This window comes from Pantoea sp. RCC30.1, assembly GCF_058148845.1.
The window spans coordinates 190,792-208,857 of sequence record NZ_JBXUHX010000005.1 but is presented as its reverse complement, the minus strand read 5'-3'; the positions used below and the strand labels follow the sequence as shown (position 1 = coordinate 208,857).

Below are 18,066 nucleotides of genomic sequence, written 5' to 3'. Positions count from 1 at the left end.
GGAGGAACCGCTATGTCAAAAGATCCTTTTCAGGATAGAGAAGCTGAAAAATACGAAAACCCTATTCCGAGCCGTGAATTTATTCTGGCTCTGTTAGAAAAACGTGAAAAACCGGCCAGCCGCGAAGAGCTGGCTGAAGAGATGAATCTGCAGGAAGAAGAACACCTTGAGGCGCTGCGTCGCCGCCTTCGTGCCATGGAGCGTGATGGTCAGCTGGTGTTCACCCGCCGTCAGTGTTATGCCCTGCCAGAACGTCTTGATCTCCTGCGCGGTAAAGTCATTGGCCACCGCGATGGCTACGGCTTCCTGCGGGCAGAGGGTCAGAAAGATGACCTCTACCTTTCCGCAGAACAGATGAAATTCTGTATGCACGGTGACGTGATCCTGGCGCAGCCGCTGGGTGCCGATCGCAAAGGCCGCCGCGAAGCCCGCGTGGTCCGTGTGCAGGAACCCCGCAACAATCAGATCGTTGGCCGTTACTTTACCGATGCCGGTGCCGGCTTCGTGGTGCCGGACGACAGTCGCCTGAGTTTTGACATCCTCATCCCGCCTGAAGAGACGATGAATGCCCGCATGGGTTCCGTGGTGGTGGTTGAGCTGGTCCAGCGTCCGAACCGTCGCAGCAAAGCGATCGGTAAAATCGCTGAGATTCTGGGCGATGATATGGGCACCAGCCTGGCCGTGGATATGGCGCTGCGTACGCATGAAATCCCTCACACCTGGCCGCCGGAAGTGGAAGCTCAGGTCAGCAAGCTGAAAGAAGACGTTCCGGAAGAGGCCAAAAAAGGCCGCGTCGATCTGCGCAAACTGCCGCTGGTCACGATTGATGGTGAAGATGCCCGCGACTTCGATGATGCTGTCTACTGTGAGAAGAAGCGCGGTGGCGGATGGCGTCTGTGGGTGGCTATTGCCGACGTGAGTTATTATGTTCGTCCTGGCACGCCGCTGGATGACGAAGCGCATCAGCGCGGCACCTCAGTCTACTTCCCGTCGCAGGTTGTTCCGATGCTGCCGGAAGTGCTGTCGAATGGCTTATGTTCGCTTAACCCGCAGGTCGATCGCCTCTGTATGGTGTGCGAGATGACCATTTCGACCAAGGGTAAACTGACCGGCTTCAAGCACTACGAAGCAGTGATGAACTCCCATGCGCGTCTGACCTACAACAAAGTCTGGAACATCCTGCAGGGCGACAAAGAGCTGCGTCAGCAGTATGCGCCGCTGGTCAAAGACCTTGAAGAGCTGAATAACCTCTATCATGCGCTGGAAGCAGCCCGTGAAGAGCGTGGCGGCATCTCGTTTGAAACGGAAGAGGCGAAGTTCATCTTCAACGCCGAGCGCCGTATCGAACGTGTTGAGCGTGTTTCACGTAATGACGCCCACAAACTGATCGAAGAGTGCATGATCCTGGCGAACATCGCCTCGGCACGCTTCGTTGAGAAAAATCAGGAACCGGCGCTGTTCCGCGATCACGATCGCCCGACTGATGAAAGCATTAAGAGCTTCCGTACCGTGCTCAACGAGCTGGGATTGAGCCTGCCTGGCGGCAACAAACCGCAGCCAATCGACTACGCGGCGCTGCTGAAGCAGGTTGCCGATCGTCCTGATGCGGAAATGCTGCAAACCATGCTGCTGCGCTCGATGAAGCAGGCTGTTTACGATCCGGAAAACCGCGGTCACTTTGGTCTGGCGCTGTCGTCCTATGCGCACTTTACCTCGCCGATCCGTCGTTATCCGGATCTGACGCTGCACCGCGCCATCAAGTATCTGCTGGCGAAAGAGCAGGGTGAAGGCAAGGGCCTGGTACAACGTGCCATCAAGTACCTGATGCCAAAAGATAAAAATGCCAAAGATCTCACCACGGCAACCGGCGGCTATCACTACGAGATGCCGGAGATGCTGCAGCTGGGTCTGCACTGCTCCCTCACCGAACGCCGCGCCGATGAAGCGACCCGTGACGTCGCCGACTGGCTCAAGTGTGACTTCATGCAGGATCAGGTCGGCAACGTCTTCAACGGCGTCATTTCCAGCGTTACCGGATTTGGCTTCTTTGTCCGCTTAAGCGATCTGTTCATCGACGGTCTGGTCCACGTTTCAACGCTCGACAACGATTACTACCGTTTTGATCCGGTAGGTCAGCGTCTGATCGGTGAATCTGGCGGTCGCACCTATCGTTTGGGTGACACGGTTGAAGTGCGTGTTGAAGCGGTTCATATGGACGAGCGTAAAATCGACTTTGCCCTGATCTCCAGCCAGCGTCAGGTGCGTGGTGAAGGTAAAACGGCGCGTGACCGTGCGAAGCGTGACGACAAAGCCCCAACGAAACGCCGTCGTGATGCGAGCAAGAAGTCTAACTTCGAGCCGGACGCTGCGTTCCGTGGTGACAAGGGCAAGCCCGCCGCTGCAAATACCGAGAATAAAAGTAAAAACGTCTCGGAAAAAACCCGTAAAATCGCCGCCGCCACCCGGGCGAAGCGCGCCAGAAAAAAGGCGCAGCCTGACTGATGCGCGCACCCGCCCTTTCTCCTGAGATAGGGCGGTCATTCATTCTTTTCCAAACACTGAGCAGATCGATGAGCGAAATTATTTTTGGTATCCATGCCGTGCAGGCGCTGCTGGAACGTGACCCACAACGTTTCCAGGAAGTCTTTATCCTCAAAGGCCGCGACGATCGTCGCCTGCAACCCCTGGTCGCCGCGCTGGAAGCTCAGGGTGTTGTGATTCAGCTGGCCGAGCGCAAATGGCTCGACAGTCAGGTTGAAGGCGGTGTGCATCAGGGTATCGTGGCGCGGGTGAAACCGGGTCGTCAGTATCAGGAAGGCGATCTGCCGGATCTGCTGCAGAGCCTGGAGAAACCGTTCCTGCTGGTACTGGACGGAGTCACCGATCCACATAACCTGGGTGCCTGCCTGCGCAGCGCCGACGCAGCGGGTGTGCACGCGATTATCGTACCGAAAGATCGCTCTGCTCCCCTGAATGCCACCGCCAAAAAGGTGGCCAGCGGCGCGGCAGAAAATGTGCCGTTGATCCGCGTCACTAACCTGGCGCGTACCCTGCGTCTGCTGCAGGAGTATAATATCTGGGTGGTCGGCACCGCAGGTGAAGCTGACCATACCGTCTTCCAGAGCAAAATGACCGGCCCGATGGCGCTGGTGATGGGCGCGGAAGGGGAAGGCATGCGTCGTCTGACCCGTGAGCATTGCGATGAGCTGATCAGCATTCCGATGGCGGGCAGCGTCTCTTCGCTGAATGTCTCGGTCGCGACCGGCGTCTGCCTGTTTGAAGCGGTGCGTCAGCGCAACGCCTGATCCCCGATGTGATCCTCGCCACAAATTAGTTTCTGTACCAGGCATAACTGCGCGTCATTCGTATATACCCAAAGAATTTCGGGTTGCATTGAGGCGGCAAGAGAACGAATCCCGATGAGCTTACTCAGGTAAGTGATTCGGGTGAGTGAACGCAGCCAACAAAAATGCAGCTTGAAAGACGACGGGTATACTTACTGAGTGACATCCGTGAGGAGTGGTTATGACCTGGACAACACACACCGTTTTTAATCAGCCTCATCCTCTGAGCAACAGCAACCTGTTCCTGTCTGATACGCCGCTGAGCGAGGCTCTGTCACGCGAAGGCGCCGGATGGGATCGGGAATGGCTGGCGTCGGTTGGCCGACAGCTGGGTAGCGCCGAGTCGCTGGAGCTGGGCCGGCTCGCTAATGCTGAGCCGCCTGAACTGCTGCGCTACGACGCCCGTGGCGAACGCATGGATGAGGTCCGTTTTCACCCCGCCTGGCACCTGCTGATGCAGGGCGTCTGCGCCAGTCGCCTGCACAACCTCAGCTGGCAACCTACAGTACGTGAACAGGCCAGCGTGGCGCGCGCTGCCCGCTTTATTCTGCATGCGCAGGTTGAAGCGGGCACGCTCTGCCCGGTGACCATGACGCACGCGGCCATTCCCCTGCTGCAGACTTATCTGCCCGCTGCATTTGAGGGCTGGCTCGATCCGCTGCTCAGCGATCGCTACGACACCCATGCCCAGCCCGGCGACCAGAAACGCGGTCTGCTGATCGGGATGGGCATGACGGAAAAGCAGGGCGGCAGCGATCTGCTCACCAGCACCACCCACGCCGAACCGCTGGGCGCGCGCGGCGCGGGTGAAGCCTACCGGCTGACCGGCCACAAATGGTTCTTCTCTGTGCCACAGAGCGATGCGCATCTGGTGCTGGCTCAGACGCCCACCGGATTAAGCTGCTTCTTCCTGCCGCGTCTGTTGCCCGACGGATCACGCAACGCCATCCAGCTTGAGCGGCTCAAAGATAAGCTGGGCAATCGCTCCAATGCCAGCTGTGAAGTGGAGTTTCGCGACGCGACCGGCTGGCTGCTCGGGGAGGAGGGCGAAGGCGTAAGGCTTATCCTGAAGATGGGCGGCATGACGCGCTTTGACTGCGCGCTCGGCAGTCACGGCCAGATGCGGCGCGCCTTCTCGGTGGCCGTCTGGCATGCTCATCAGCGCCAGGTGATGGGGAAAAATCTGGTAGATCAGCCGTTGATGCGTCAGGTTCTGGCCCAGCAGGCGCTGCAGCTGGAGGGGCAAACCGCGCTGCTGATGCGGCTGGCTCGCGCCTGGTCACACCCAGCAAAACCGCATGAAGTCACCTTTGCACGCCTGTTTACGCCAGCGGCAAAATATGAGATTTGCAAAGCGGGAGCGCCTTTCGTGGCGGAGTCGATGGAAGTACTGGGGGGCATCGGCTATTGCGAAGCGAGTGAGCTGCCGCGCCTCTATCGGGACGTGCCGGTCAACAGCATCTGGGAAGGATCGGGTAACGTGATGTGTCTTGATGTCCTGCGCGTGCTCGCCCGTCAGGCAGAGGTTACGGAGATGCTGAGTCAGGAGTTTGAAGCGGTGAAAGGGAGTAATCGTCATTTCGATACGCGCTGGCGTCAGCTGCGTCTGAGGCTTAGCCACGTTCCCGAAGAGCAGGCGCGCGAGGTCACCCGCACGCTGCTGCATCTGGCGACGGGCGCTCAGCTGCTGAAATATGCCGAACCCCCGCTGGCGGATGCATGGTGCCAGCAGTGGCTCGACCAGCGTGGCTCACGCCCGCTTGAGTCCGCCATTACCGATCGTTTACTGGACCGCGCCTGTGGCAGGTGATGCACTGTAAAGAATCGCACTTGCGTACCAGAGGCCAGGCATGACTGTCTCGCTCAGCATCACAATCTGATAGTAAGCTGCCCCGGCCTGATTGGCCTGGGCGGCAACTGCCCGCTGGGCGTCATCCGGTGAGCCGTGCACGTTAACGGTAATATTACCCAGCTTCGGCAAGCCCCCACTTTGCGCCCGTGAAATCTCCTGCGCCTGTTGGGTTGGCGCAGGAGGGGCTTTTGGCGTGGTCTCAAGCGCGGAACAGCCTGCCAGCAGCAGGCTAAACACCAGTAAGTAAGCGTAACGCATAGCAAAACTCCTCTTCAGGACGAAACATTAAGTGTATGCCATCGACCTGAATGACGTCAGGATTTAAGGCTGAATACGCTGACCAGCTGGGTCAGGTGATGCCCTTTATCACTCAGGTTCTGCGCGCTGTTTTCCGCCTGTGCCACCAGTTCGCTGTTCTGATGAGTCGCCTGGCTAATCTGGTTCATCGCAATATTAACCTGGCCAATACCCGCCGCCTGCTCCTGCGCCGCGACGTTGATCTCGCCCATCAGCGCCTGCACCTGCTCGATGTGGGTCACAATGTCGGTCATCGCATCGCGCGTCTGCTCAGAGAGCTGGTGGCCCTCTGCCACGTTGCTGATGGAGGTCGCAATCAGCCCATCGATCTCTTTGGCAGCCTGCGCGGAGCGCTGAGCCAGCGCTCGCACTTCTGCGGCCACCACGGCAAAGCCACGGCCCTGTTCACCGGCACGCGCCGCTTCAACCGCAGCATTCAGCGCCAGGATATTGGTCTGGAAGGCGATCGACTCAATCACGTGCGTGATATCCGCAATGCTTTGCGATGAAACCTTAATGGCTGACATAGTATTGACCGAGCGCACCACCGTCTTGCTGCCGTGACTGACGATATCGCTGGCTTCGGCCACCAGTGACATCGCCTGACGCAGGCTTTCGGCGGTGTGTTCAACCGTGGCACCAAACTGCTCCATGCTGGCGGAGGTCTGCTCCACGCTGCTGGCCTGACGCCCGATCTGCTCGCTGATGTTATGGCTGCTGGCCGCGATGGTATCCGTGCCGTCGCTGATCTCCTGCGCCGCGCCGCGCACCTGACCGACGATTTTCTCCAGACCATCGCCAATGCCGTTAATCGCAGTGATCAGCTGGCCCACTTCGTCGCGACGGTGGGTGTCCATATGGACCTGCAAATTCCCGGCGGCATACTGCTCCGCCAGATGGATCACCTGCTGCAGCGGACGGGTAATCGCCCGACGGCAGTACCAGACAAAGCCCAGAGCAAAGACCATCACCAGAACCAGTCCGGTAATCAGGAACAGGTTACGGCTGTGCGTAATCGGAGCCAGCAGGCTGTCACGGTTAACTTCGCCGGTGATCACCCAGTTCCAGTCCGGCAACTGCTGCCAGGCCAGAATCTGCATCTCACCCTTGATTTCCACCTGCTGCATACCCTTTGGCTGCGTCAGCAGCGGCTGCATTGTCGCGTCATCCCAGACGGGTCGTTTCCCTTCGTTATGCTGATCGAACAGATACTCTCCCTGAGTCTTACCGGGTGTACCGTTGAGCACAAAGAAATGACCGCTATCACCCAACTGACGTGCCAGGATTTTTTCACGCATCAGCGCATACTGCTTATCAATGCCAACGCCGACAAACAGGATGGCAACAACTTTGCCACTCTCATCTTTTATCGGCTGATACTGTGTGATGTAGCGATGGCCGAACAGCGTCGCCAGCCCCCGGTAGACTTCGCCCTGGCGAACACTTTTCCAGGCGGCGCCGCTGCGGTCAAGCTGCGTACCGATTGCGCGACTGCCATCCTCTTTTTTCAGCGAGGTGGAAATACGAATAAAATCATCGCCGTCGCGCACGAAAATGGTCGCCACCGCGGCGGTGCGTTCGGTGAAATCATCTACCGCGGTCTGGTCGAGGTTCAGTGTTTTTAAACCGGCGCGCAGAACCGGCGTCGAAAAGGTGCCAACCTGTACCCGTGAGCTTTCATCCAGGCTAAAGCGCTTAGGCAGGAAGCTGGTAAACAGATCGGTGTAGTGAGCCACTTCCTCGGAGAGGGTAGCGTTGAACATGGTGGCCATTTCACTGATGCCCTGCACCTGATTGTGCATATCATCGATGGCGAGATTTTCCAGCTGGCGCGAGGCGTTGTGGCTTTGAGTCAGTGTCAGTACCAGCAACAGCAGCGCAACGCTGAGAGACGTCAGTACAGACAGCTTAACTCCAAGACTCAGTCCGCTGAGAGAGAGACGCTTCATAAATTACCTTTGATCAAGTTAGGGGAATACACGATCAACGGCAGAGTGGGGAAAAAGTTTAGTGTGAAATCTTATTACTGAGCGCAGCGGGAAATTTCGCAAATTAACCCGCAGAACGTAGACTTGATCGGTACGCCCTGCCTCTTCAGGAGAAATCATGATTGAACTCACCACAGAAACGCTGGCCGGTATCGAATGCCTGCACGCCACGCCTGCCGGATTACGGCATCAGCCACTGCCCACCGTGCTGTTTTATCACGGTTTTACCTCTTCAAAAGAGGTCTACGCCTACTTCGCCGTGGCCCTGGCGCAGGCGGGATACAGGGCGGTGATGCCGGATGCGGAGCTGCACGGCGCACGTTATCACGGTGATGCTGATGCACGACTGGGCCGCTTCTGGGAGATTCTTAAACAGAACATTGATGAGCTGCCGCTGCTGGAATCGGCGCTGCGCGCTGACGATCTGATCGCCGGCGAGCGCTTTGCGGTGGCGGGCGCGTCGATGGGTGGCATGACGGCACTCGGTGCGATGGCGAGATATCCGCACATCCAGAGCGTCGCCTGCCTGATGGGATCGGGCTATTTTATGCAGCTCAGTCAATCACTGTTTCCGCCGCTGGTGGCCGTCACCCCTGCGCAGAAAGCGCAGTTTGCGGCCCGTATGGCCCCCCTGGCGGACTATGATCCCTGCAACCGTCTGGAAGCACTGGCAAATCGTCCGCTGCTATTATGGCATGGCGAAGCGGATGAGGTCGTGCCCTGGGCGGAGAGCGTCCGGCTGGAAAAGGCGCTACATGACAACGGGCTGGCGCAGCATCTGACCTCGCTGTCGGAAAAACAGATAGGGCATAAGATCACACCCTCCGCCCTGACGGCGCTGGTCAGCTTTTTTACCCAGCAGCTATAAACAATGAACGGGCGGAGAAGGACTCTGCCGCCCGTAAACTTACCGGCACTTACCAGAACGCAGACGCGTTTTCTGCGGCGCTGGCAGGCGCTCTGACCGGGTTTCTTTCCGGTGTATCCAGCCGGTTAACGTAGACATAACCCGATGCCGCTTCGCTGCTGTGACTTCTCATCTGCTGCGCACAGTCAGCATGGCTGGCAAGAGCGGGTGGAGACAGGAAGAGACCCAGTAAAGTGGCGATGACGAACGTTTTCATGCCCGACTCCTCACTTCAGGGAACACACTCTGAGCGACGCTACTAAGCGAACCGTAACGTCTTTAATCAGTTTAGCGACTGAGCATATTATCGCCAGGTCGTCCGTCCGAACCTCTTCATCAGCGTTTTTGAACAAACCCTGATTAACTCGCTGTATTCCCATCATTAGCACAAAAAGCCACGGTATCTGGCACGACGCCTGCGATTTGTTTAAATGTGCGCTTGAGTTTAGGGGCCGCCGCCAGTATGATTACGCGTCAATTTTTCAGCCGCATTCTCAGGCTGTGTCCCACAAATGCTCGTCACAGCGAACCTTTGTGGGACACAGCCTATAACGTTCCTTGCTTCCATGGGCCGCGGTTGACCCCGACAGGAGGCTGAATAATCCGTAAGGAGCAATTTCGATGCGTCATTACGAAATCGTATTTATGGTTCATCCTGACCAGAGCGAACAGGTTCCTGGCATGATCGAGCGTTACACTGGTGCTATCACTGGTGCTGAAGGCACGATTCACCGTCTGGAAGACTGGGGCCGCCGTCAGCTGGCTTACCCGATCAATAAACTGCACAAAGCGCATTACGTTCTGATGAACGTTGAAGCGCCGCAGGAAGCGATCGATGAGCTGGAAACGAACTTCCGCTTCAACGACGCCGTTATCCGTAGCATGGTTATGCGCGTTAAAAACGCGGTAACTGAAGCATCACCGATGGTTAAAGCGAAAGATGAGCGTCGTGATCGTCGCGAAGATTTTGCTAACGAATCCGCTGATGAGTCAGATGCTGGGGATTCTGAAGAGTAATCCATCGTGACGGTCAATCGACTTCGCCTGTCAGGCACTGTGTGCAAGACACCGGTTCGAAGAGTTAGCCCGTCAGGAATTCCTCACTGTCAGTTCGTGCTTGAGCACCGCTCAGTGCAGGAGGAGGCCGGGTTTCACCGGCAAGCCTGGTGTCGTATGCCTGTTATTATTAGCGGCAGCGCCCATCAGGTGATTACTCAACATATAACGGTCGGCACGCAACTCACACTCGACGGTTTCATTAGTTGCCATCAGGCAAGAAATGGCCAGAGCAAAGTGGTGTTCCATGCCGAGCAGATTGAATTGATAGATTCTGGAGACTAGCCTAATGGCACGTTATTTCCGTCGTCGCAAGTTCTGCCGTTTCACCGCGGAAGGCGTTGTTGAGATCGATTACAAAGACATCGCAACGTTGAAAAACTACATTACCGAAAGCGGTAAAATTGTCCCGAGCCGTATCACCGGTACTCGTGCAAAATACCAGCGTCAGTTGGCTCGCTGCATCAAGCGTGCGCGTTACCTGTCTCTGCTGCCGTACACTGATCGTCATCAGTAATCGGCAACTGTCCATTAACGACTTTAAGAGGATAAGGTAATGCAAGTTATTCTGCTTGATAAAGTAGCAAACCTTGGCACCCTGGGTGATCAGGTTAACGTTAAAGCGGGCTACGCTCGTAACTTCCTGGTACCACAGGGCAAAGCTGTTCCTGCTACCAAGAAAAACGTTGAGTTCTTCGAAGCACGTCGTGCTGAACTGGAAGCCAAACTGGCTGACGTTCAGTCTGCAGCAACTGCACGCGCTGAGAAAATCAATGCACTGGGCACTGTAACCATCACGTCTAAAGCAGGCGATGAAGGTAAACTGTTCGGTTCAATCGGTACCCGCGACATCGCTGATGCAGTTACTGCAGCAGGCGTTGAAGTCGCTAAGAGCGAAGTTCGTCTGCCGAACGGCGTTCTGCGCACTACCGGTGAGCATGAAGTAAGCTTCCAGGTTCACAGCGAAGTCTTCGCTAAACTGAACGTGAAAGTTGTTGCTGGTTAATCCTGATTAACTGAGCACGACATCAACGCCGGCCCTGTGCCGGCGTTTTTGTTTTTATGCCTTTCTCCAGGCGCTGCTCGCATTACTGCGCGCGAATAAAGCTACCATCTGGCTGACGTGTAAACAGCACCGGGCCGTTTGCGCCATCCACTGTCAGACCGGTTACCACACCCTGCGCATCCTTACGGATTTTAACCTGCTGACCACTTTTCAATGAGCTAAGCGGTTGATCATTGCCTTCTACCCGCGCCATCGCAAACACATCATTGACCGGCAAACTGTTGTCACGAAACAGCTGTGCCAGCGTCTGACCGGAGGCGATGGTCAGGTTGCGCCACTCGCCCTGAGAATCGGCTTTTGGCGTCTGCTGAGACGATGAGGATGAAGGCTGGCGGGCAGTGTTGTTTTCATAAATATCCGCCTGCATGGGCACCTCTTTCTCCGCTGAAGGCGTAACCGACTGCTCGACCGGATAGCGCAACGTGCTGGCAGGCCAGAGAAACGCCACCAGCATCACCAGCAATGCAGCCACAATGCCACGACGGTGCGGCGCAGGCAGCGGGTCCATCCAGCGAATGTGGTCGGTAAAATGCCAGATACGCTGAAGCCATGTCGGCAAACGGGATGACGTGTCTGAAGCCATTCGGGGTTCCTCCTCTCCGGCTGTGTGCTGTGGCCTGCGTGCGGCCAGCCAGGTCTGTAGCCGGGATGCCATTTGTTTTGCACGCATCCTGCGGCGTCGTGGGGCAATCTGGCCCATGTTTGCTCTCTTATTCAGGTGCTACAGACGGGATGATCCCCATCGATAGTTATAGTATGGGCAATACCGGCGCGAAGTGCCTGCCAGCATTGATAAATTTGACGGCTCTATTGTTTCTCTTTCAATCACAAAAGTCATCTGCGACGCAGGGCATTTTACGCCAGCGGCCTGCGCTGCTATGCTGCCGGTTCGAATTTATCCGAGAATGAAAGGAACGAAGATGACTACCCCTTCTTTCGACAGCGTCGAAGCACAAGCAAGTTACGGTATTGGTTTACAGGTTGGCCAGCAGTTGCTGGAATCTGGTCTGCAGGGTCTGCAACCAGAAGCACTGCTCGCGGGTCTGCGCGACGCGCTGGAAGGGAACTCGCCGGCCGTACCGGTTGATGTGGTTCATCGCGCACTGCGTGAAGTACACGAACGCGCTGAAGGCGTGCGTCGTGAGCGTACCGAAGCCATGGCCGCAGAAGGTCAGGCGTTCCTGCAGGAACATGCGCAGCGTGAAGGTGTGAGCAGCACCGAGTCAGGCCTGCAGTTCAGCGTCATTACTCAGGGCGAGGGTCCAATCCCATCACGTCAGGATCGCGTACGCGTTCACTACACCGGCAAACTGATCGACGGCACCGTGTTCGACAGCTCAGTTGCCCGTGGCGAACCGGCGGAATTCCCGGTTAGCGGCGTTATCCCGGGCTGGATAGAAGCACTGACCCTGATGCCGGTTGGCTCAAAATGGGAACTGGTGATCCCACAGAACCTCGCGTATGGCGAGCGCGGTGCGGGTGCCTCTATCCCACCATTCAGCACCCTGATGTTCGAAGTCGAACTGCTGGAAATTCTGTAATACCCGAGCGCTGCAACCACCCCGGTTGCAGCGTTTTCTCCCGCCTTACTTCTGCTGTAAATTCACCTGCCACAGAGCAAAGCCAATCGCATCTGTCCCTTTGGGCTGAAGCGGATATTGCGCATGCTGCTTAATAAACCCGGTCGCCTTATCACCCGGTGCCGTTTCAAACTGAATATCGAGCGGGGTTGATGAGTTAATCGGAGCCAGACGCCAGTTATTGTCCGCCTTCGGCTGGACTGCGCCATGCGCTTTGGTTTCTGCGCTGATGTAGGCTGCTACCACCGAACGGTTCTCATCTGGAGAGGCAAAGGCGATGTACTTATCCCCGGTGCCGGCAAACTTGCCGCCGTAAGCGCGATAGTTATTGGTCGCCACAAGGAACGTCGCCTGCGGATCGATGGGCTTACCCTGCCACGTTAGCTGACGGATACGCGAGGCGTCAGGATGGATCAGCTGACACTCCGCATCGTAGCGCGCGGGCTGGGTCACATCGATCTGGTATTTCACCCCATCGATCACATCGAAGTTATAGGTGCGGAAATCCCAGTTGATCAGCGACTGCGTTTTGGTGCTGTGCGGATCGATCTGGTTAAACTGGCCTGCTGAACACTCCAGCCACTCTTTCACTTGTGCTCCGGTAACTTTCATCACCACCAGGGTGTTGGGATAGAGATAGAGGTCAGCCGCGTTACGGAAGGTCAGCGCGCCTTTCTCTACTTCGACATAGCTGGAGGGATCGTTCTTACGTCCGCCCGCTTTAAACGGGGCAGCAGCAGAGAGCACCGGCAGACGGCCCAGATCCGGATCGCCCTGAATGAAATGCTCCACGTAAGCGCGCTGGGCATTATTGACAATCTGCACCGTCGGATCGTCCTGTACCAGCGACAGATAGCTGTACATCACGTCAGCGGACTTGCCGATGGGTTTTGCCACAAACTCCCGCGTAGCGCGGTGATCGTCAGCCAGAACTTTCACCAGCGCCGGATCCTCCGCCGCCAGCGATTTCTTCGCAGCGGTATCGTAGATTGGCCGCGCCTCTGCTTTGCCGCTGCTCACCTGCCAGCGTCCGCCCTCATTGTTCAGCACCAGATCGACCACGCCAAGGTGATCGCCCCACATGCCCGGCATCACCGCCGGAATCCCGTTCAGGGTGCCGTTGGCGATGTCTGCGCCCTTGATGTCAGCAAACTCCTTGCTGGGGAAGACCGCATGCGCATGACCAAACAGGATAGCGTTGATGCCTTCCACCTGGCTGAGATAGTAAACCGAGTTCTCCGCCATCGTGTGATACGGCTCGCTGCTCAGGCCGGAGTGGGGAATAGCGATAATCAGATCGGCACCCTGTGCGCGCATCTCAGGCACGTAGTGCCGAGCTGTTTCGGTGATGTCATCGACCCGCACCTTGCCCTGCAGATTGGCTTTATCCCAAACCATGATTTGCGGTGGCACAAAGCCGATATAGCCAATCTTCAGGGTCTGCGTTTTGCCTTCGCGATCAACCACCGAAGTGGATTTGATGATGTAGGGGGTAAACAGCGGTTTGCCGCTCTTCACATCAATCACGTTGGCATTCACATAGGGGAAACGGGCGCCTGCCAGCGCTTTTTTCAGGTAGGGCAGACCATAATTGAATTCGTGGTTACCGAGGTTGCCGACAGCGTAATCCAGCGTATTGAGCGCCTTGTAGACCGGATGGATCTCACCCTCACGTAATCCTTTGGCCGCCATGTAGTCGCCGAGTGGGCTGCCCTGAATGATGTCACCGTTATCGACCAGCAGGCTGTTTTTCACCTCCTGACGTGCGGCGTGAATCAGCGTGGCGGTTCGCACCAGACCAAACTTCTCGGTTGGCGTGTCCTTGTAGTAGTCGAAATCCATCATATTGCTGTGCAGATCGGTGGTTTCCAGAACGCGCAAATCCACCGTCGCGGCCTGGGTGGCGACGGAAACACTCAGGGCCAATAACATTATTCCGGGCTTAAACATGCTTGCTCCTGCTGCAAATTAAATTCAGGCTCTCAAAATAATGTAAAAGCATGACAGATAGTCATTTTAAATCGTGATGGATATAACGTTTTGGCGCATCGGCCAGCGGCTGATTCTTATACGATAAGGGCCCGGGGGTGTCGGCGTGGCGATAAGCGAATAACTATGATATTGATATATCTATAAATTGAATTGCTGAAGTCCCTCTGTATGGGCACTTCAGGCGGAACTGCTAAAATGTCACTATCTGACGATGAGCTGATCCGGTAGCAGACAGACACAATGAGGTGAAAAATGTTAGAGCAAATCTGCCAACTGGCACGCGAAGCAGGCGACGCGATTATGCAGGTCTATGACGGTGCCGCGCCGCTTGACGTTTCTCACAAACTGGATGATTCGCCGGTGACCGCCGCGGATATCGCTGCGCACGAAGTAATCCTCGCTGGCCTCAAAAAGTTAACGCCTGACGTCCCTGTGCTGTCAGAAGAAGATCCACCAGCCTGGGAGGTGCGTCAGCACTGGCAGCGCTACTGGCTGGTCGATCCGCTGGATGGCACCAAAGAGTTCATCAAGCGTAACGGCGAATTCACCGTCAATATTGCGCTGATTGAAGAGGGTAAGCCGGTGATGGGCGTGGTCTATGCGCCCGTGCTGGACGTCATGTACTCAGCGGCAGAGGGTAAAGCGTGGAAAGAAGAGGGCGGCGGTCAGCGTGAACAGATTCATGCCCGTGACGCGCGTCCTCCGCTGGTCGTGGTCAGTCGCTCACATGGCGATGACGACGAGATGAAAGAGTACCTGAAGCAGTTGGGTGAGCATCAGACCGTTGCGACTGGCTCCTCACTGAAGTTCTGCCTGGTGGCGGAAGGTAAAGCCCAGCTCTATCCCCGTTTTGGGCCAACCAACATCTGGGATACTGGCGCGGGCCATGCCGTGGCGATGGCCGCGGGTGCGCATGTACATGACTGGCAGGGCAAAACCCTGGACTACGCGCCGCGTGAATCCTTCCTGAATCCAGGTTTCCGCGTTTCTCTCTTTTAAGACGGTCTGAGCATGAGCTCCCGGCGATCGATTCTCTCGCTGCCGGGAGTTCAGGGTTACTCCTTCAGCAGTGAAGTGACCAGCGTCATCACTTTTGTCACTTCATCCTGCGTCAGCGATCCATCCTTCACGAATTTCACCTTTCCCTGCTTATCCAGCACCACTATGGCGGAACCGCCCGGCTGCAACTGCCAGGCGTGCTGCACATTGCCCTTGCTGTCGATGACAAACTGCGACCATGGATATTGCTGCTTGTTGGTCTCGACGCTGCTGCGTACAAACATGCCCGTGCCGGGAATCGCATCATCGGTATTGACGATGGTGGTGGTCTGATAACGATCATGCGGCAGCTTCGCGGCTTTGATCGCCTCTATCAGTGCCGCGTTCATCTCTTTCGCAGATGAGCGACCGGCAATATGCTGGACCACACGAACTTTTCCGCTGAGCTGCGCGCTATTCCAGTTTTTGTAGCTAAACTTCTCCTGCTGCAACAACAGCTCGCCCTTGTCATTTACACCAACGGCCGGTACCCGCAAATCCTGTTTAAGGTCATGGGCCAGCACGCTTGCCGGAATCAGTAGAGACAACGCTACAGCTGCCAGAGTTATTCGCATTGCTATTTCCTTAAGTGATCAGACCAGTTAGTCATTTTACTGCAATGGTAAGCAGGGATGATGCGCCTGTCCTGGAAAGGTGTCAGGTTTGTTATGGCTGCCACAATTCCGTAACCAACAAAGGTTTATATTGTGTTGTGTGAGCCTGATAACAGAGTGTTCTGTAATGATGTGTCAATTCAGTAAAAAAAATCACTTTTAGGAACATCAGTCAGTTTTAGTGTTCTATAGTTATCGCGAATTCGCGCTTCATGGGCTGGAACCAAATTTGGAAACAGCGAAGCGTGCTTTAAAAATGTACAGGAGTCATACATCATGAAGATCTTCCAGCGCTATAATCCGCTGCAAATAGCGAAATATGTAAAAACGCTGTTCAAGGGAAGGTTGTATATCAAGGACGTCGGCGCGTTCGAGTTCGATAAAGGGAAAGTCTTAATCCCACGCGTCAAAGACAAACAGCACCTGAGCGTGATGTCAGAAATTAACCGCCAGGTCGTGCGTCTCAAGCTTGAGTTCAACTAAGCAGAAGTAATCACAAGGGCGCCGATGGCGCCCTTAGTCATTCTACTCTTCTTCGCTTTTCGTCATGCTCAGCACCGGTGGTCGTTCATCAATGCGGGTGACCAGCAACTGGTCGATGCGATAGCTATCAATATCCACCACTTCGAACTTGTAGCCTGCAAACTTCACAAAATCGGTACGCTTCGGAATCTTACGAAGCATATACATCATGAAGCCGCCGATGGTTTCGTAGTTGCCTGACTGCGGGAAATCATCAATGTCCAGTACGCGCATCACGTCATCAATCGGCGTACCGCCTTCAACCAGCCATGAATTCTCATCGCGCGCCACAATCTGCTCTTCCATGCCCTGACCGACCAGGTCCCCCATCAGCGTGGTCATCACGTCATTCAGAGTAATGATGCCTACCACCAGCGCATATTCGTTCATGATCACCGCGAAATCTTCGCCAGCGGTTTTAAAACTTTCCAGCGCTTCGGAGAGGGTCAGCGTGTCCGGCACAATCAGCGCCGAGCGAATCTGCAGGCCGCTGTTCAGCGCCATGCTCTGATTACCCAGGACGCGCAGCAGCAGCTCTTTTGAGTCGACATAGCCGACGATATGATCGATATCGCCACTGCAGACCAGAAACTTCGAGTGAGGATGCTGGGCGATTTTGGTCTTGAGGCTGTTCTCATCTTCATGCAGATCAAACCAGACAATATTCTCGCGCGAGGTCATGGAAGAGGGAACAGTACGTGACTCCAGCTCAAATACGTTTTCAATCAGCTCATGTTCCTGCTTACGCAGCACGCCAGCCAGCGCACCGGCTTCCACCACCGCGTAGATATCGTCGGAGGTGATGTCATCTTTACGCACCATGGGCAGCTTGAAAATACGGAAGAAGACGTTCGCCAGGCCATTGAACAGAAACACCAGCGGACGCATCACCAGCAGGCAGAAACGCATCGGGTTGATGATGCGCAGCGCGATGGTTTCCGGTGCGACCATGCCCACCCGCTTGGGGGTTAAGTCAGCGAACAGGATAAAAAGGCTGGTGACGATGGTGAAGGAACAGATAAAGCTCAGTTGCTCTGCCAGCTCCGGTGCGACAAAACGGTTAAACAGGCCGCTGAAAACCGGGGAAAACGCCGCGTCGCCGACAATACCACCCAGGATGGCGACGGCGTTAAGGCCAATCTGCACCACGGTGAAGAACATGCCCGGCGTTTCCTGCATTTTCAGCACACGCTGCGCATTAACGTTGCCTTCATCGGCCAGTAGTTTCAGTTTGATCTTGCGGGCTGCCGCCAGCGAGATCTCCGACAGGGAGAAAAAGGCACTGATTACAATCAGCAACAGAATGACAAGTAAGCTATCTAACATATGAGATCCAAAGGGTTATCCACTTGTCATTTTTGGCCTGGGCAGCGTGGGTAAGCACAAACAGAGTTGGTTTATCCGTGAAATACAGCTATCCGTGCCAAAAATGTCTGCGCCAGTTCGACAATAAAGTAAATGTCGGGGCAGAAATGAAAACAGGCGGAATGCCTGTGGTGGCCGATTATAGCAGGAGCGCTCATCGGCCCGCCAGAGGGCAAACTGCCGCTTCACACAGCATTAGCGGCCAGAGCGGTACGTTATCGGCTCAGATTTATCTGAGTGCGTCATTCTGGATTGATCATTCCCTCCCGCAGGAGTTGTATCACTACCCCCATTTGCCGACAATAGCCCCGTTATTTGAGTTAGATGCCAGTGTTGCACCGCCGTTTGCCATAAAGTGCGGCTATGATGAGGATGTTGCCGTTGCGGTAGTGCGGGCAAAGATGATTAATAAGCGCCCCGCGGAAAAGGGGCCGGCATGATTAAC

The 18,066-nt window shown here is 55.7% G+C and carries 19 protein-coding genes; 12 read left to right on the top strand and 7 right to left on the bottom strand.

Features of this window, described 5'->3' with window-relative positions:
• Nucleotides 1-12 precede the first annotated feature (12 nt).
• From rnr to AC2LB6_RS07215, 3 genes are all read left to right on the top strand, one after another.
• Nucleotides 13-2,502 carry a ribonuclease R gene (rnr, locus tag AC2LB6_RS07225; RefSeq protein ID WP_490092990.1) on the top strand — a complete coding sequence of 830 codons (2,490 nt, stop codon included), beginning with the start codon at nucleotides 13-15 and terminating at the stop codon, nucleotides 2,500-2,502.
• A gap of 68 nt (nucleotides 2,503-2,570) precedes the next feature.
• Nucleotides 2,571-3,305 (top strand): 23S rRNA (guanosine(2251)-2'-O)-methyltransferase RlmB, encoded by a 735-nt coding sequence (gene rlmB / locus AC2LB6_RS07220; RefSeq protein ID WP_179898656.1) that lies wholly within the window; start codon nucleotides 2,571-2,573, stop codon nucleotides 3,303-3,305.
• Between the two features lie 220 nt (nucleotides 3,306-3,525).
• Nucleotides 3,526-5,154, top strand: coding sequence for an isovaleryl-CoA dehydrogenase (locus AC2LB6_RS07215; RefSeq protein ID WP_490092989.1), 1,629 nt, complete (start codon nucleotides 3,526-3,528; stop codon nucleotides 5,152-5,154).
• Here AC2LB6_RS07215 and bsmA read toward each other — a convergent pair.
• Nucleotides 5,128-5,454: a biofilm peroxide resistance protein BsmA gene (gene bsmA / locus AC2LB6_RS07210; protein ID WP_490092988.1), complete on the bottom strand. Its 327-nt coding sequence runs from the start codon at nucleotides 5,452-5,454 to the stop codon at nucleotides 5,128-5,130. The genes AC2LB6_RS07215 and bsmA overlap by 27 nt on opposite strands.
• A 56-nt stretch (nucleotides 5,455-5,510) precedes the next feature.
• Nucleotides 5,511-7,442, bottom strand: a complete 1,932-nt coding sequence (locus tag AC2LB6_RS07205; RefSeq protein WP_490092987.1) for a methyl-accepting chemotaxis protein — start codon at nucleotides 7,440-7,442, stop codon at nucleotides 5,511-5,513.
• Between the two features lie 157 nt (nucleotides 7,443-7,599).
• Between AC2LB6_RS07205 and yjfP the strand changes: the two genes are divergently transcribed.
• Complete coding sequence (yjfP, locus tag AC2LB6_RS07200) at nucleotides 7,600-8,349, top strand: esterase (protein ID WP_490092986.1); 750 nt, start codon at nucleotides 7,600-7,602, stop codon at nucleotides 8,347-8,349.
• A 49-nt stretch (nucleotides 8,350-8,398) separates the two neighbouring features.
• Here the strand turns inward: yjfP and AC2LB6_RS07195 are convergent, their stop codons facing one another.
• Nucleotides 8,399-8,605, bottom strand: coding sequence for a hypothetical protein (locus tag AC2LB6_RS07195; protein WP_490092985.1), 207 nt, complete (start codon nucleotides 8,603-8,605; stop codon nucleotides 8,399-8,401).
• 404 nt (nucleotides 8,606-9,009) lie between these two features.
• Between AC2LB6_RS07195 and rpsF the strand changes: the two genes are divergently transcribed.
• The 4 genes from rpsF to rplI are packed head-to-tail and all read left to right on the top strand — an operon-like array spanning nucleotide 9,010 to nucleotide 10,450.
• Nucleotides 9,010-9,405 carry a 30S ribosomal protein S6 gene (rpsF, locus tag AC2LB6_RS07190; RefSeq protein WP_003855334.1) on the top strand — a complete coding sequence of 132 codons (396 nt, stop codon included), beginning with the start codon at nucleotides 9,010-9,012 and terminating at the stop codon, nucleotides 9,403-9,405.
• 6 nt (nucleotides 9,406-9,411) lie between these two features.
• On the top strand, nucleotides 9,412-9,729 hold the full coding sequence (gene priB, locus AC2LB6_RS07185) for a primosomal replication protein N (RefSeq protein ID WP_010256154.1): 318 nt from the start codon (nucleotides 9,412-9,414) through the stop codon (nucleotides 9,727-9,729).
• A 4-nt stretch (nucleotides 9,730-9,733) separates the two neighbouring features.
• Nucleotides 9,734-9,961: a 30S ribosomal protein S18 gene (rpsR, locus tag AC2LB6_RS07180; RefSeq protein WP_002210155.1), complete on the top strand. Its 228-nt coding sequence runs from the start codon at nucleotides 9,734-9,736 to the stop codon at nucleotides 9,959-9,961.
• Between the two features lie 39 nt (nucleotides 9,962-10,000).
• A complete protein-coding gene (gene rplI, locus AC2LB6_RS07175; RefSeq protein ID WP_003855506.1) occupies nucleotides 10,001-10,450 on the top strand; it encodes a 50S ribosomal protein L9 in 450 nt (149 codons plus the stop codon).
• Nucleotides 10,451-10,532: 82 nt separating this feature from the next.
• Here rplI and AC2LB6_RS07170 read toward each other — a convergent pair whose 3' ends face one another.
• Entirely contained in the window at nucleotides 10,533-11,210 is a 678-nt protein-coding gene (locus AC2LB6_RS07170) for a LysM-like peptidoglycan-binding domain-containing protein (protein WP_490092984.1), read from the bottom strand.
• 220 nt (nucleotides 11,211-11,430) lie between these two features.
• Here AC2LB6_RS07170 and bamJ point away from each other — a divergent pair, with 220 nt between their 5' ends.
• Nucleotides 11,431-12,051, top strand: coding sequence for a BamJ family beta-barrel-assembly machinery protein (gene bamJ / locus AC2LB6_RS07165; protein WP_090966197.1), 621 nt, complete (start codon nucleotides 11,431-11,433; stop codon nucleotides 12,049-12,051).
• 45 nt (nucleotides 12,052-12,096) lie between these two features.
• Here bamJ and AC2LB6_RS07160 read toward each other — a convergent pair whose 3' ends face one another.
• Nucleotides 12,097-14,040: a bifunctional 2',3'-cyclic-nucleotide 2'-phosphodiesterase/3'-nucleotidase gene (locus tag AC2LB6_RS07160; protein WP_490092983.1), complete on the bottom strand. Its 1,944-nt coding sequence runs from the start codon at nucleotides 14,038-14,040 to the stop codon at nucleotides 12,097-12,099.
• Between the two features lie 294 nt (nucleotides 14,041-14,334).
• Between AC2LB6_RS07160 and cysQ the strand changes: the two genes are divergently transcribed.
• Nucleotides 14,335-15,081 carry a 3'(2'),5'-bisphosphate nucleotidase CysQ gene (cysQ, locus tag AC2LB6_RS07155; RefSeq protein ID WP_490092982.1) on the top strand — a complete coding sequence of 249 codons (747 nt, stop codon included), beginning with the start codon at nucleotides 14,335-14,337 and terminating at the stop codon, nucleotides 15,079-15,081.
• 56 nt (nucleotides 15,082-15,137) lie between these two features.
• Here cysQ and AC2LB6_RS07150 read toward each other — a convergent pair whose 3' ends face one another.
• Complete coding sequence (locus AC2LB6_RS07150; RefSeq protein ID WP_490092981.1) at nucleotides 15,138-15,695, bottom strand: YtfJ family protein; 558 nt, start codon at nucleotides 15,693-15,695, stop codon at nucleotides 15,138-15,140.
• Nucleotides 15,696-16,010: 315 nt separating this feature from the next.
• Here AC2LB6_RS07150 and AC2LB6_RS07145 point away from each other — a divergent pair, with 315 nt between their 5' ends.
• Nucleotides 16,011-16,217: a DUF1107 domain-containing protein gene (locus AC2LB6_RS07145; RefSeq protein WP_003855513.1), complete on the top strand. Its 207-nt coding sequence runs from the start codon at nucleotides 16,011-16,013 to the stop codon at nucleotides 16,215-16,217.
• A gap of 42 nt (nucleotides 16,218-16,259) precedes the next feature.
• On the opposite strand, the gene paeA is transcribed toward AC2LB6_RS07145, so the two are convergent.
• Nucleotides 16,260-17,582 carry a polyamine export protein PaeA gene (gene paeA / locus AC2LB6_RS07140; RefSeq protein WP_490092980.1) on the bottom strand — a complete coding sequence of 441 codons (1,323 nt, stop codon included), beginning with the start codon at nucleotides 17,580-17,582 and terminating at the stop codon, nucleotides 16,260-16,262.
• Nucleotides 17,583-17,605: 23 nt separating this feature from the next.
• On the opposite strand from paeA, the gene AC2LB6_RS07135 reads away from it, so the two are divergent.
• Nucleotides 17,606-18,061, top strand: a complete 456-nt coding sequence (locus AC2LB6_RS07135; protein ID WP_490092979.1) for a hypothetical protein — start codon at nucleotides 17,606-17,608, stop codon at nucleotides 18,059-18,061.
• The last annotated feature ends 5 nt before the right edge of the window (nucleotides 18,062-18,066 follow it).

Bases quoted from the DNA above. Each gene is read 5' to 3' on its own strand.
- rplI (WP_003855506.1), top strand. From the start codon at position 10,001: ATGCAAGTTATTCTGCTTGATAAAGTAGCAAACCTTGGCACCCTGGGT.
- AC2LB6_RS07215 (WP_490092989.1), top strand. From the start codon at position 3,526: ATGACCTGGACAACACACACCGTTTTTAATCAGCCTCATCCTCTGAGC.
- AC2LB6_RS07195 (WP_490092985.1), bottom strand. From the start codon at position 8,605: ATGAAAACGTTCGTCATCGCCACTTTACTGGGTCTCTTCCTGTCTCCA.
- rpsR (WP_002210155.1), top strand. From the start codon at position 9,734: ATGGCACGTTATTTCCGTCGTCGCAAGTTCTGCCGTTTCACCGCGGAA.
- yjfP (WP_490092986.1), top strand. From the start codon at position 7,600: ATGATTGAACTCACCACAGAAACGCTGGCCGGTATCGAATGCCTGCAC.
- AC2LB6_RS07170 (WP_490092984.1), bottom strand. From the start codon at position 11,210: ATGGGCCAGATTGCCCCACGACGCCGCAGGATGCGTGCAAAACAAATG.
- rpsF (WP_003855334.1), top strand. From the start codon at position 9,010: ATGCGTCATTACGAAATCGTATTTATGGTTCATCCTGACCAGAGCGAA.
- rlmB (WP_179898656.1), top strand. From the start codon at position 2,571: ATGAGCGAAATTATTTTTGGTATCCATGCCGTGCAGGCGCTGCTGGAA.
- AC2LB6_RS07205 (WP_490092987.1), bottom strand. From the start codon at position 7,442: ATGAAGCGTCTCTCTCTCAGCGGACTGAGTCTTGGAGTTAAGCTGTCT.
- bamJ (WP_090966197.1), top strand. From the start codon at position 11,431: ATGACTACCCCTTCTTTCGACAGCGTCGAAGCACAAGCAAGTTACGGT.
- AC2LB6_RS07145 (WP_003855513.1), top strand. From the start codon at position 16,011: ATGAAGATCTTCCAGCGCTATAATCCGCTGCAAATAGCGAAATATGTA.
- AC2LB6_RS07150 (WP_490092981.1), bottom strand. From the start codon at position 15,695: ATGCGAATAACTCTGGCAGCTGTAGCGTTGTCTCTACTGATTCCGGCA.
- bsmA (WP_490092988.1), bottom strand. From the start codon at position 5,454: ATGCGTTACGCTTACTTACTGGTGTTTAGCCTGCTGCTGGCAGGCTGT.
- rnr (WP_490092990.1), top strand. From the start codon at position 13: ATGTCAAAAGATCCTTTTCAGGATAGAGAAGCTGAAAAATACGAAAAC.
- paeA (WP_490092980.1), bottom strand. From the start codon at position 17,582: ATGTTAGATAGCTTACTTGTCATTCTGTTGCTGATTGTAATCAGTGCC.
- cysQ (WP_490092982.1), top strand. From the start codon at position 14,335: ATGTTAGAGCAAATCTGCCAACTGGCACGCGAAGCAGGCGACGCGATT.
- AC2LB6_RS07160 (WP_490092983.1), bottom strand. From the start codon at position 14,040: ATGTTTAAGCCCGGAATAATGTTATTGGCCCTGAGTGTTTCCGTCGCC.